Annotated in this window: 9 protein-coding genes; 7 read left to right on the top strand and 2 right to left on the bottom strand. The window is 47.2% G+C overall.

Annotated features, from left to right (window positions below; translation table 11 throughout):
* On the top strand, positions 1-2,553 hold a 2,553-nt coding region (locus tag QUA34_RS21885; protein ID WP_333389222.1), incomplete at its 5' end, for an Ig-like domain-containing protein.
* Positions 2,554-2,866: 313 nt separating this feature from the next.
* The gene (locus QUA34_RS21880) at positions 2,867-7,258 is read left to right on the top strand and encodes a choice-of-anchor Y domain-containing protein (protein ID WP_333389221.1); all 4,392 of its coding nucleotides are present in this window, start codon (positions 2,867-2,869) and stop codon (positions 7,256-7,258) included.
* A gap of 386 nt (positions 7,259-7,644) precedes the next feature.
* Here QUA34_RS21880 and QUA34_RS21875 read toward each other — a convergent pair whose 3' ends face one another.
* Complete coding sequence (locus QUA34_RS21875; RefSeq protein WP_333389220.1) at positions 7,645-9,261, bottom strand: Ppx/GppA phosphatase family protein; 1,617 nt, start codon at positions 9,259-9,261, stop codon at positions 7,645-7,647.
* A 95-nt stretch (positions 9,262-9,356) separates the two neighbouring features.
* Between QUA34_RS21875 and QUA34_RS21870 the strand changes: the two genes are divergently transcribed.
* Entirely contained in the window at positions 9,357-10,241 is an 885-nt protein-coding gene (locus tag QUA34_RS21870; protein ID WP_333322677.1) for a 4-hydroxybenzoate solanesyltransferase, read from the top strand.
* Between the two features lie 184 nt (positions 10,242-10,425).
* Positions 10,426-10,800 carry a hypothetical protein gene (locus QUA34_RS21865; RefSeq protein ID WP_333322675.1) on the top strand — a complete coding sequence of 125 codons (375 nt, stop codon included), beginning with the start codon at positions 10,426-10,428 and terminating at the stop codon, positions 10,798-10,800.
* Positions 10,801-11,299: 499 nt separating this feature from the next.
* Here the strand turns inward: QUA34_RS21865 and QUA34_RS21860 are convergent, their stop codons facing one another.
* Positions 11,300-11,722 carry a tetratricopeptide repeat protein gene (locus tag QUA34_RS21860; protein ID WP_333389219.1) on the bottom strand — a complete coding sequence of 141 codons (423 nt, stop codon included), beginning with the start codon at positions 11,720-11,722 and terminating at the stop codon, positions 11,300-11,302.
* Between the two features lie 17 nt (positions 11,723-11,739).
* Here QUA34_RS21860 and QUA34_RS21855 point away from each other — a divergent pair, with 17 nt between their 5' ends.
* The 3 genes from QUA34_RS21855 to QUA34_RS21845 all read left to right on the top strand — a co-directional run bounded on the left by QUA34_RS21855 (position 11,740) and on the right by QUA34_RS21845 (position 12,957).
* Positions 11,740-12,021, top strand: a complete 282-nt coding sequence (locus QUA34_RS21855) for a hypothetical protein (RefSeq protein ID WP_333322669.1) — start codon at positions 11,740-11,742, stop codon at positions 12,019-12,021.
* 394 nt (positions 12,022-12,415) lie between these two features.
* Positions 12,416-12,637 carry a hypothetical protein gene (locus QUA34_RS21850; RefSeq protein ID WP_333081811.1) on the top strand — a complete coding sequence of 74 codons (222 nt, stop codon included), beginning with the start codon at positions 12,416-12,418 and terminating at the stop codon, positions 12,635-12,637.
* The gene (locus tag QUA34_RS21845; RefSeq protein ID WP_333389218.1) at positions 12,595-12,957 is read left to right on the top strand and encodes a type II toxin-antitoxin system PemK/MazF family toxin; all 363 of its coding nucleotides are present in this window, start codon (positions 12,595-12,597) and stop codon (positions 12,955-12,957) included. Before QUA34_RS21850 ends, QUA34_RS21845 begins: the two co-directional genes overlap by 43 nt.
* The last annotated feature ends 274 nt before the right edge of the window (positions 12,958-13,231 follow it).

Below are 13,231 nucleotides of genomic sequence, written 5' to 3'. Positions count from 1 at the left end.
GTAGGCACTGATACCTTCACATACAACGTTAGCGACGGGGCTGCGACTGTCCCCGCCACGGTGAACATCAACGTTACCAATAATCCGCCGCAGCCGCAGCCGGATACCTATAGCACCAGTGCCGGAAAAGCCCTCAGCGTAACAGTGCCGGGAGTTTTAGCCAACGACTCCGACGTAGATTTAGACACGCTGACTGCTGTGGTGGCCGCAAATCCGACGCAAGGGTCGATCGCCCTCAACAAAGACGGTTCTTTCACTTATACTCCTAACGCAGGCTTTTCTGGAACAGACACCTTTACCTACACAGTCAGCGACGGAATAATTAGCTCTGAACCGGCTACCGTGACTGTCAGCGTCAACAATAACCCGCCTGTGGCGAATTCTGACAGCTATACTACTGCTTTTAATACGGGTCTCAACGTGACGGGTTTGGGAGTCTTAATCAACGATACAGACCCGGAAAATGACCCGCTGACTGCGATTTTGGTGGCAAATCCGACTCAAGGGTCGATCGTCCTCAACCAAGACGGTTCCTTCAGTTACACTCCGAATGCTGGTTTTGCAGGGACAGACTCTTTTACCTACAAAGCTAATGACGGGAAAGCTGATTCTGCGATCGTCACGGGAAGCATTATTGTAAATACCCCTCCAACTCCGACTCCCACCGGAACTCCGACTCCCACCGGAACTCCGACTCCCACCGGAACTCCGACTCCCACCGGAACTCCAACTCCGACACCTACGGAAACTCCAACTCCGACTCCCACGGAAACTCCAACTCCGACTCCCACGGAAACTCCAACTCCGACGGGAACTCCGACTCCGACTCCGACGGGAACTCCGACTCCGACTCCCACGGAAACTCCGACTCCCACGGAAACTCCGACTCCGACTCCGACGGGAACTCCGACTCCGACTCCCACGGAAACTCCGACTCCTACGGAAACTCCGACTCCGACTCCGACTCCGACTCCGACTCCGACTCCGACGGGAACTCCGACTCCGACTCCGACTCCGACGGGAACTCCGACTCCGACTCCTACGGAAACTCCAGCGCCAACGGAAACTCCGACTCCGACTCCGACTCCGACTCCGATTCCGACTCCGACGGGAACTCCGACTCCGACTCCGACGGGAACTCCGACTCCGACTCCGACGGGAACTCCGACTCCGACGGGAACTCCGACTCCGACTCCGACGGAAACTCCGACGGAAACTCCGACTCCGACGGAAACTCCGACTCCGACTCCGACGGGAACTCCGACTCCGACTCCGACTCCGACGGGAACTCCAACGCCAACGGAAACTCCAACGCCAACGGAAACTCCGACTCCGACGGGAACTCCGACTCCGACGGGAACTCCAACGCCAACGGGAACTCCAACGCCAACGGAAATTCCGACTCCGACTCCCACGGGAACTCCAACGCCAACGGAAATTCCGACTCCAACTCCCACGGGAACTCCGACTCCAACTCCAGACGATTGCATTTGCGAACAAATTACCCTACCCGCGATCAGTTCGATTCCCGGCCCGAATTCTGTCGATCGCACTTTCAATGGCACTGACGGCGACGACTTCCTCATCGGCAGCAATCTCAACGACGTTATCAGCGGTTTCAACGGCGACGACGTTCTGCTGGGCGAAAGGGGCAACGACAATATTTACGGGGGACTGCCCAGCAATATCCCCCTTGGCCCGAATGCAGACAAAGACTTGCTGTTTGGCGGCAATGGCAATGATTACCTCAACGGCGCCGGCGGCGACGATCGCATTTTCGGGGGTAAGGGCAATGATGTGGCGATCGGCGGCAAAGACGATGACTTGATTTGGGGCGACAAAGGCAATGACACTCTGGTTGGGGCTGAGGGTAATGACTGCTTGTTTGGAGGCAGTTTTGACCCGTCTAGCCCTGACTCGACTGGACGCGATTTGCTGTTTGGCGGTGCTGGCAACGACTTCTTGAACGGGGGAGATGCTGCCGATACTCTAAGCGGCGGCGAGGGCAATGATACGGTTTACGGCGGCAAGGGCAATGACGTTGTGGTGGGGGGTACTGGCAACGATCGGCTGTTGGGCGATCGCGGCAGTGATAGCATTTGCGGCGGCGACGGGGACGATACTATTTTAGGAGACAGTGCGATCGACTTTAACGCCGATCCAGATTCCTTGTGCGGCGGTGCTGGCAACGATCTGATGTTTGGCAACGGCGGTAGTGACAAACTATGGGGCGGTGCTGGCAACGATACTCTCTACGGCGGTCAAGGCGACGATTGTCTGATTGGGGGTTTGGGCAATGATATTCTCAGCGGCGACATTGGGCGCGATCGCTTTGTTTTAACAGCAGGTGAAGGCAGCGATATAATTAGTGATTTCACAAAAGGTGAAGATTTGCTGGTGTTAGCGGGCGGTCTAACTTTTGGTCAACTTAGTATTACCCAAAACGCTAATGCAGCTTTCATCAGGATTGGTGAGAACGGTCTACTTTTGGCTGCTTTGAATGGAGTGCAAGCTAGTGCGATCGGTGTGAATGATTTTACCATCTTCGGGTAAGCACAAATTAATTAACTAAGGTGCGTACTCCGCATCTTAGTTAATTATGTAGAGTGTGCAACGCGCTGCTTACCGCTATGAGTAGTGTATCAAATCACTTTTTGCGTCCGGGAGTGCGATCGACAATAATCCAAGCTTTTGCTTGACACTGCTCAGCACTCCAGATATTATTTTAGTAACAAAAATGACTTAAACGAGCTACTATACCGAGAAAATACTGACAGTGTATTTACTTAAGCAAAAAATTTAATGTAAAAAAAACGACATTAGTTAATAGCTAATAGATAATCATCTCAAATTTAGGTGCATCTATATGGGACAGATAATTATTAACGAATTCCGGCGGAACGGGCAATTCCAGGGGAATGAGTATGTGGAACTGCTGTTGACCGAAGATCTAACAACAGCTCAAATTCAAAGTTTTTTTGTAGGCGATTCAAGCAGTGCAACAGCACAGAAATTTTCTGCTTATCAGTTCAGGAACATGGCGAGTATTGCTCCTGTTTTCAAGGCTGGAACAATAATTGCGATCGGCGGTTCAGATGTCATTCCTACTAATGATATTACCTACAACCCGGTAGCCGGCGGAAATGATGCTGATTGGAACATTCAATTGCTGATAAATAACGGTGCTGGCGGTACTTATCTCAATAATGTCTTATTCGGAACTAACGGTTTTGGTGGGGATTTTGCAGCCTCAGATATTGTTTGGGTAGATACTAGCAGTGCGGGAATTACTTCTGTTGATTCCCTCGCCTGGCCGACGACTGGATTAGGGGTATTTGGCAGTGCAGCTAAGGTGCAAATTTCAGCACCAATCAACGGGGCTAATGTCGAGTTTTTGAGCGATATTGGCGGCATCAACAGAACTGCTAGTTATGCTATAAATAGTCCCGGCTCCTTGGGTTTGCCCAACGGCGGAATTAACACTATTTATATTAACACTCTCCGCAACCGGGAGGTTAACATTGCTCCGACTTGGGCAGATCCTAATGTTAATCCGCCGATCGCAATTAATGAAGATATACCCAGCGCAGCTAACACAGGCTTTAGTATTTTTAACCTCACTAGCGAGTTAGGAAGTGACGCTAATGGCGATCCTTTGGGTGTTGCAGTCACCGCTGCAGACAATACTAACGGAAATTGGCAATTTTCAACAGATGGCAATACTTGGACAAATTTCGGCCCAGTGTCGGAAAGTTCAGCCACCGTGCTCGGCCCGACTCGTCTTTATAATGGCTTACTTGGTAACACTCCCAGTGCTCAAAATTGGCTGTCTTTGACTAACTTAAATCTTCTCTCTCCTGCCACTAAAGCTTCAGAAATATTTAGCGGTAATGGAGTTAATTTAAACAGCACTGCTGCCAATAGCATCTATGCTGGCTATACAAAGAATCTTTTAAATTCGTCATTGCCACCGCTCGATCGCACTACAGGCTTTAGCTTGTCTTTTAATCTCCAAATTATTTCGGAATCCCGCACTAATCAAAATCGGGCTGGTTTTAGCATTGTTGCTGTTACTAGCGATCGCAAAGCCATTGAAATCGGTTTTCAGCAGCTATCTGCAACTTCTGGCAATATCTTTGCACAAGGCGACGGCATTACTCCCAACCCAGGCGGACAAACCAACGGATTATTTGTTGCAGCAGAGAATGTTGCTTATAACACCAATATTGCTACTAACTACACTCTCAGAGTTCAAGGTGACAATTACTTTCTTTCCAATGGCAGCGCTATCATACTAACCGGCCCGCTGCGCGATTATTCAGGATTTAGCGGCTTGATAGATCCTTACGAAAATCCTAATTTTCTATTCCTCGGTGACGACACAACCTCGGCGCAAGCTAACATCAACCTGACGCGGGTATCCCTGCAAACGCCTGCGAAAGTTCGGTTTGTACCCAACCAAGACTATTACAGTACCCCAGGAAGCGAACCAAAAATTAGTTTTCGGGCGTGGGATGGAAGTAACGGAGTGGGTAACGGTACTGCGGGCGTCAATGCTTCTGTTACCGGGGGAACAACGCCGTTTAGCACTAATAGTTTAACAAGTTCGATCGCAGTTAATCCCGTCAACGATGCACCTTCGTTTGTCAAAGGAGGCGATCGCACTCTCAGCAGCAATTCGGGGCCACAAACCATCCCCGGATGGGCGACTGCGATTTCTCCAGGCCCTGCCAACGAATCGGGACAAACTGTGGCTTTTCAAGTCGTAGGGAATGATAATGCTGCTTTGTTTAGTGTACAACCTGCGATCGACTCGGTGGGGACGCTAACCTTTACACCGATGCAGGGGGCGATCGGCAGTGCTAATATCACTCTCAACCTGAGAGATAATGGCGGTATAGAGAACGAAGGGCTCGATACTTCTGACACCCAAGCGTTCATTATCAATCTCACCAATCCAGGCACATTTAACTTTAGTGCCGCAACTTACAGCGTTAATGAAAACGGTCAATTTGCCACAATTACTGTTACTCGCACTGATGCTACTAATGTGGCTGCTGTCAGTTACAGTACAAGTAATGGCATTGCTAATGCTGGCAGCGACTATAACCAGACATCGGGAACATTAAATTTTGGCATTGGCGAAACTACTCAAACTTTCACGATTCCAATTGTTGATGATGCGACAATAGAAGAGGATGAAACTGTTAATTTAACTCTGAACAATCCCACTAACGGAGCTGATTTAGGAGGGATTTATAGTGCTGTTTTGACTATTGTAGATACAACTCCAACTCCGACTCCGATACCTGCTCAAACTCCGACGCCAACTCCGACTCCGACGCCTGCTGAAACTCCGACGCCTGCTGAAACTCCGACGCCAACTCCGACGCCAATTCCGACGCCAATTCCGACTCCGACGCCTGCGGAAACTCCAATTCCGACAGCGACACCTGCGGAAACTCCGACGCCAACTCCAACTCCGACACCTGCGGAAACTCCAATTCCGACAGCGACACCTGCGGAAACTCCGACACCAACTCCAACTCCGACGCCAATTCCTGCGGAAATTCCAACTCCGACGCCAATTCCCACACCGACGCCGACGCTTGCGGAAACTCCAATTCCGACAGCGACTCCGACGCCTGCGGAAACTCTAATTCCGACAGCGACGCCAATTCCGACTCCGACTCCGACACCTGCGGAAACTCCGACGCCAACTCCAACTCCGACGCCAACTCGGGCGCCAACTCCGACTCCGACACCTGCGGAAATTCCCACACCGACGCCGACGCTTGCGGAAACTCCAATTCCGACAGCGACTCCGACGCCTGCGGAAACTCCAATTCCGACAGCGACGCCAATTCCGACTGCGACACTAATTCCGACATCAATTCCGACGCCTGGGGAAACTCCAATTCCGACGCCAATTCCTGGGGAAACTCCAATTCCGACACCGACGCTAATTCCTGGGGAAATTCCGACACCAATTGCGACACCAATTGCGACATCTGGAGAAACTCCAATTTCAACGGCTAAACCTGGGGAAACGCCGATCGCCAATCAGAATTCGATCGCCCCAAACACATCTCCAACAAGCGAAACCCCCACACCTGCGCTAATTCCTCCTGCTTCGGAAGACTGTATGTGCGATCGAATCACTTTACCCGATCGCACTTCCATTCCCGGCCCAAATATCCCTGAAAATACCCTCAACGGTACTAACGGTAAAGATACTCTAACAGGCAGTGATATTAATGACAGCATCAACGGTTTTAACGGCAGCGACTGGCTAAATGGCTTATTCGGCAACGACAATATTTACGGCGGCTTTGCTAGCCCAGTTACTGTTGGTGCGGATGCAGACAGCGACACTATATTTGGCAACGAAAATAACGACTATCTCGTCGGCCACGCTGGGAATGACATTATTTATGCGGGTAAAGATCATGATGTGGCGATCGCAGGCAAAGATAATGACGTAGTTTGGGGCGACAAAGGAAACGATACCCTACTTGGCGATGAAGGTAATGACAGTTTATTTGGTGGCACTTCTGATGCATCTGACGGTGACTTGACAGGAAAAGATTTGCTTTTTGGTAATAATGGCAACGACGTTTTATACGGACAAGAAAGCGAAGATACTCTTGCTGGGGGCGAGGACAATGATACCTTACATGGCGGCAAAGATAACGATATAATTTGTGGCGATTCTGGCAATGATTTGCTGTTTGGAAATTTGGGAAATGACAGCATCTGCGGTGGCGAGGGCGAGGATACGATTTTCGGAGATATTGACAATATCGCGACGGATGCTAGCAATCAAAAAGATTATTTGTGCGGTGGTAGCGGCAATGATTTAATTTTTGGTAATCAAGATGCCGATCAATTGTGCGGCGGTGACGGTAGCGATACTCTGTACGGGGGTAAGGGTGATGATACTTTGATTGGGGGAATTGGCGACGACTGGTTGATGGGAGACTTCGGAAACGATACGCTGCAAGGGGGAAGCGGGCGGGATTACTTTTTCTTGGCTGCGGGAAAAGGCCGCGATGTAGTCGCTGATTTTAGGCAAGGTGAAGATTTATTAATTTTAACGGGAGGGTTAACGGTCGATCGACTCAGCATAGTTGAAGAAAACACCACAACTTTTATCAAAATTGCCAACACAGATCAAATCTTAGCTAGCCTCAACGGCGTATCAGCTAATCTCATCACTCAACAGGATTTTACAGTAATTGGGCTACCTGGTTTGTAGATAATATCTAATCCGGTTGTATCAGAATGATGGCTAATATCATGTAGGATCGATTAACCATAATATCCCGGTCGGGGCGGTTTTTTGAGATTGTCAATTATTTGCAGGTATTGTTGGTGAAGCCGCCCCTACAAAAATCGCGATCGCTCGACCGGACATGATATGAGACACTACTTAAATCTTTCGTATAGCGTCAGCAAATAGTCATATCGCATTGATTTATCCTCTCTAAAATTAATCCACCCTGCCTTCTGAAGGCAGGCTAGGGCGATCGCGAGGAGTATGGAGTCAAACACAATATTGGTACTAGACTTAGGGTTAAGTTGAAACTGTAGGGTGCGTACTTCGCACCCTACAGTCTCTCGTTTCCAGGCTCGGCTTTGTATTTAAACCGGAACCAGATTCGGTTCCAAAGTTGCCACTAATTTGAGATTGTACTCATATTCAAAACACGGCTTTTTATAATCCAAACTCCACATTTCTAGAGCGCAATTGTCTTCGCGATTGAGCGGTTGTAGGCGCAAGTGAAACTCTCTCACTTCGGGGCGATATTCGCATTTAAAATCAGAAATTGCGCCAATCTGCCGCCTGTCTAAAGCCACAGCTAACCGCATAAAAGGATGCAATTTACTGACGAGTTCCCGGTATTTTTTCGGAAGCAAAATAAAGTTTTCGTGCTTCTTTTTAGGAGGATTTTTCCGGTGATAGCGAGCTAAATTGGCAATGACTTCAATCTCTGTTTCAGTGTAGCCCAATAACTCACCATTGCGAATTAAATAGTAAGAATGCTTGTGATGCGCTGAATGGCTGACGTATAAACCGCAGTTGTGGAGAATTGCCGCAGCCCACAGCAACTCGCGTTCTTCGCTTCCCCAGTTGTGTAGAATTCCTTGAGTTTGGTCGAATAAATTGAGAGTAAATGCTGCAGTTCTTTCGCTTTGTTCTAAATTAACTTGATATTTGTTAGCCATGTGGAGAATGCTACGCTGGCGGATTGAACCTTGATAGCGTAAGCGGTTTTCAATTAAACCGTGCGCCAGCATCCAGTCAACAATTACGCCTTCTCTCAGAGACCTATCGCAAACAGTGAGCGATTCAATTCCTAATAGTATCATAGCTTCCTGCAAAATCAAAGCGCCTGCCAGAATAATTTCGGCCCGCTTGTCCGACATTCCCGGAATTGCCAACCTTTCGGCATAAGAAAGTTTGCGAAAGCGATTGACTAAATCGCGCAAATCTTTTAAAGTTAACTGATATCCGGCTAGGGGACTCGGCACTGTTCCCAACTTTTCGCGAGCGTTAATTGTGGCCAGAGTTTCGATGGTTCCAGCAGTGCCAATCAAGCGCAAAGGTTCGCCAGCATGGAATTGGGATCGCAATTCGTCGATCGGTCTTTCCAGCGAAATCCGAATATAAGCTTGCAAATAAGCAAACTCCTCCTTGCTAATCGGGTCAGTTTTGACAAATTGTCCTGTTAGGCGAACAGCACCAATTTTTGTACTGGTGAGACAGCGAGGTTCTGAACTATCTCCTAAAATCAACTCAGTAGAACCGCCTCCAATATCAATAATCACCTGGGACTGATTGTTAAACTCCATTCCCGAAAGTACGCCGAGATAAATTCTCCGCGCTTCTTCCTGACCGGAAATTAAACTCACATTCAGGTCTAATTCTTCAGCAACTTGTTGGAGAAAATCCCGCCCGTTAGGGGCTTCCCGAACCGCACTCGTAGCTACAGCAATAATTTGTTCGACATTGAAAGTTTTAGCAATATCTTGAAAACGGCGCAGAGTGGCAAGAGCCCTTTCCATAACCTCGGACTTCAAGCGCCCTGTCTTAACCTCACAATCGCCCAACCGAACCGTATCTTTTTCTCTAGCAATAATCGTAAACGCGGGAAATTTCGGATCGATCCGCGCCACCACCATGTGAAACGAGTTAGTACCCATATCAATAGCAGCAATAATGCGATTTGACTCCGCAGAAGCAAGTGAATTAACCATTGGAGTGTATCGGGGTTGACAGATATTTTTAATTATTCCATGAATTTACTGAGTCATCGGCTTAAAATATTAAAAATCTCCAATCTAAAATTAAAATGCTTACAGAGCCCGATCGCCAACCCGAATCCACATTGCTAACCGTCGTAAGGCTTTTGAGATGGGACAAACCAGCAGGAAGGCTCATTTTAATGATTCCAGCCCTCTGGGCCGTCTTTTTAGCAGCAGACGGGAGGCCGCCCGCAGCATTGGTGGGTGTGATTGTGTTGGGTACCTTAGCCACGAGTGCGGCTGGATGCGTCATCAACGACTTGTGGGATCGCGATATCGATCCCGAAGTAGAAAGAACGCGATCGCGCCCCCTAGCATCCCGCGCCCTCACCGTGCAAACTGGAATAGGAGTTGCTTTAATTTCCTTTGCTTGTGCGGCAATTCTCGCTTTTTATCTCAATCCTTTAAGCTTCTGGCTATGCGTCGCCGCCGTACCAGTAATTATCTGCTATCCGCTGGCCAAAAGATTCTTTCCAGTGCCGCAATTAGTGCTATCAATTGCCTGGGGTTTTGCAGTTTTAATTAGTTGGACTGCGGCGGTTGACGAATTAGAATTAGCGACTTGGCTGCTGTGGGGTGCAGTCGTGTTTTGGACGATGGGATTTGATACAGTTTATGCGATGAGTGATCGGGAAGACGATTTGCGTTTGGGGGTGAATTCCAGCGCGATATTTTTCGGGGATAATGCCGCTAATGCTGTGGGTTTTTTCTTTGTTGGCACTGTCGGTTTGTTAGCAGCAATGGGAATTAATCTGCATTTGCATATTGGTTTTTGGATGGCAATTTGTGCGGCGGCGATTTTGTGGCTTTTGCAATATACTCAACTCCGAAAAGCGGATATACCTAAGCCAATTTATGGTCAAATCTTTCGCCAAAATGTTTGGGTGGGGTTTGTCATATTGGCGGGGATGATTGTTGGGGAGATTTTTTAGACTCCGCCTAGGTGAGTGGAGGATGATTTCTTCCCACCCGGAAATTTTTTCTTCTACTAATTTGATTGCTTTTTCTAGATTATTTTACTTTGGCTAAAGGCGATTAGTAGTTGGTGTCGAGGCAGTTAGTGTCATAATTATATCAGTATATCAAACTGTTAATGTCAGCGAATGAGGTATAATTATGAGCCTGCTTTCACACTTTACTGGAACAATCAAGGATAAGCCAGTAAAATCTGTGAATCAGTGGCAAATTATAGCAATCTCACTGCTACTAACTTGCATCTTAAACGGTTTAGCGCGAGAAACACCAGAACATTTTTCAGCAGCATCTCCTGTTATCTCCGAACCAGTTAACCAGCAAGTTTCCGAAATTGCTAATCTTGTCACAGTCAGAATTTTATCTGATTCTGTCTCCGGTTGCGGCGTAATTCTTCAGCGTCAAGGACAAATTTATACTGTTTTGACTAACAATCATGTGGTAGCTGATAATCAGGACAAAACTTATCAAGTATTGACAGCAGACGGACGGACGCATATTGCTAAATGGCTGCGTTAATCTCAGTTTGGTAACGTAGATTTAGCTTTAGTGCAGTTTACCACTTCTCAATCCTATCGAGTTGCGGAAATCGGAAACTCAAATAAGCTATCGGTGGGAGATGGGGTTTATGCTGCGGGTTGTCCCAATTGGCATTGGATTAATTCAGAGTCTATAGAGAAGACTCGGAATTGAGGGCTAAAATCTTTTAAGTTAACGAGTGGGAAAGTGAGAATATTGCCGGCTCAATCCCTTGAGAGTGGATACCAACTTGGTTAGACTAATGATATTGCCGAGGGTATGAGTGGCGGGCCTGTATTGGATAGTTATGGTAAGTTGGTGGGGATTAATGGTAAATCGAAATATCCTTTGGGGGGAATTGATGTGTTTAAGTGGGCGGATGGGAGTGTGCCTTCTCAGGCTGTTTTTCGGCATATGGAAGCTTTGAGTTGGGCGATTCCGATTGATATTTTCAGGAGTGGGTGAGTCATTTGAAGGCATGATTATTCTCAGTTATTCGCTACTGTTCGGATAGTTTTTTTACTTGGTTGACAGCATATTGCTCATCACTTGTTTTTCCTTGTTGCTTATACCAATCAGCGGCTTTTTGGTAATCTTCGATTGCACTCTGTTTGTCGTCAAGAGTAGATTTGAGATTACCCCGATTGTTGTAGGCATCAGCATAGTTGGGATTAAGTTGAATAGCCCGATCGTAATCTGCGATCGCCTCTTGGTTTCTCCCTAGGGCATATTTGGCATTACCCCGATTGTAGTAGGCTATAGCATGGTTAGAATCAAGCTTAATAGCCCGATCGTAATCTGCGATCGCCTCTTGGTTTCTCCCTAGGGCATATTTGGCATTACCCCGATTGTAGTAGGCTATAGCATGGTTAGAATCAAGCTTAATAGCCCGATCGTAATCTGCGATCGATTTTGTAGTCATTGCCTTTATTGCAGTTATTGAGTTTTAATGAAGCTGCTTCTCCGACGGTTTATAGAAGTACGCCGAATCCGATCCGAGTGTGTGATAATTATCAAAAATATTATCACAACAAAATGATTATTGGCAAAACTATTGGCGGACATTACTACATAATCAGCTCATTGGGTAAAGGTGGATTTGGCGAAACCTACTTAGCACAGGACGAATATCTACTCGACAAGCCCCCGCGCGTGGTTAAGAGATTCAAGCCGCAGTCCAATGATCCCTTCTTGCTGCAAGAAGCCAAACGCCTGTTTTAAAGCGAACCTTAACACCTGTACAAGTTAGGTGGCCACGATCGCATTCCGCAGCTATTCGCCCACTTCGATGAAAATCAAGAATTCTATCTCGTCGTCCACAAGAGATTTTGCAGCGCTATCTGGAATTATAGCGATCGTCCTTTCTAATAATTCAGAAAGGCTCTCGCCTATCATTCATCAATCATGGCGAGAGCCTTTCTTACATCCGCGTTCATCTGCGTCCATCTGCGGTTAAAAAAGAGCGAGATCCCTTTCTCAGCCAAATGCAGAAAGGATCTCACTCATGATTCATCAATCATGGCGAGATCCCTTATTGTTGCATTCAACTAACAAAAAATTGTCATTTCAGTCAATTGTTGCTAAAATAATCACCAAAAACTATTCTGATTAGCCAATGAGCGACATCTCTATCAGCTTGCCAGATGACTTACTCACATACGTCAATCAAAAAGCGCCCAACCCCAGTGCTTTGATAGAATCTCTCTTAAAACAATGGCGAAAACAACAAGAAAACCAAGCTTTAGCAGAAGCTTGCAAGCTAATTGACGAATTAGATTTAGGATGGGATGAGGAATGGCAAGCTCAAGCGATTACCGACTGGGAAGCATCCCGATAGCTAGATTCGATCCCTCAGTAGGAACAGAAATACGCAAAACGCGGCCTGCGTTAGTCATTTCTGGTACGCTGTTCAACGAGCGACGCAGCAAAGTGACTGTTTTGCCATTTACATCCGCTCGTCCTCACGATCCTCGGATTTCTGCTGCTGTGATATTAGTACCCGCATCTCCACAAAATGGTTTAGATGCAGATAGTTTGCTAGTCTGTGTCGATCCCATGACTTTCGACAAAACAAGATTAGTACAACAAGTCGGCCAATTGGAATCCGAGCTATTTTCCCAAAGTCAAGAGATTTTGCAGCGCTATCTGGAATTATAGCGATCGTCCTTTCTAATAATTCAGAAAGGCTCTCGCCCATCATTCATCAATCATGGCGAGATCCCTTCTTACATCCGCGTTAATCTGCGTCCATCTGCGGTAAAAAAAGAGCGATCGTCCTTAATCAGCTAGATTCAGAAGGGATCTCGCTCAACTATTACCTATAATTCCCCTCAATCCCTCTTTCAAAGACTGAATATCTAGGGTTTGCTGAATAATCGATCGCAAACTAAGAACAGGAGCTCACGATATATTCAAGCAGAGTTAAATATAA

This window comes from Microcoleus sp. POL10_C6 (genome assembly GCF_036701585.1).
Classification (GTDB): Bacteria; Cyanobacteriota; Cyanobacteriia; order Cyanobacteriales; family Microcoleaceae; genus Microcoleus.
Note: the sequence above shows the minus strand (reverse complement) of the source record. Positions and strands in the feature narration are given on the sequence as shown.

What these genes read in the sequence shown, in the direction of transcription:
- QUA34_RS21880 (WP_333389221.1), top strand. Translation starts at nt 2,867, where the DNA reads ATGGGACAGATAATTATTAACGAATTCCGGCGGAACGGGCAATTCCAG.
- QUA34_RS21875 (WP_333389220.1), bottom strand. Translation starts at nt 9,261, where the DNA reads ATGGTTAATTCACTTGCTTCTGCGGAGTCAAATCGCATTATTGCTGCT.
- QUA34_RS21870 (WP_333322677.1), top strand. Translation starts at nt 9,357, where the DNA reads ATGCTTACAGAGCCCGATCGCCAACCCGAATCCACATTGCTAACCGTC.
- QUA34_RS21865 (WP_333322675.1), top strand. Translation starts at nt 10,426, where the DNA reads ATGAGCCTGCTTTCACACTTTACTGGAACAATCAAGGATAAGCCAGTA.
- QUA34_RS21860 (WP_333389219.1), bottom strand. Translation starts at nt 11,722, where the DNA reads ATGACTACAAAATCGATCGCAGATTACGATCGGGCTATTAAGCTTGAT.
- QUA34_RS21850 (WP_333081811.1), top strand. Translation starts at nt 12,416, where the DNA reads ATGAGCGACATCTCTATCAGCTTGCCAGATGACTTACTCACATACGTC.
- QUA34_RS21845 (WP_333389218.1), top strand. Translation starts at nt 12,595, where the DNA reads ATGGCAAGCTCAAGCGATTACCGACTGGGAAGCATCCCGATAGCTAGA.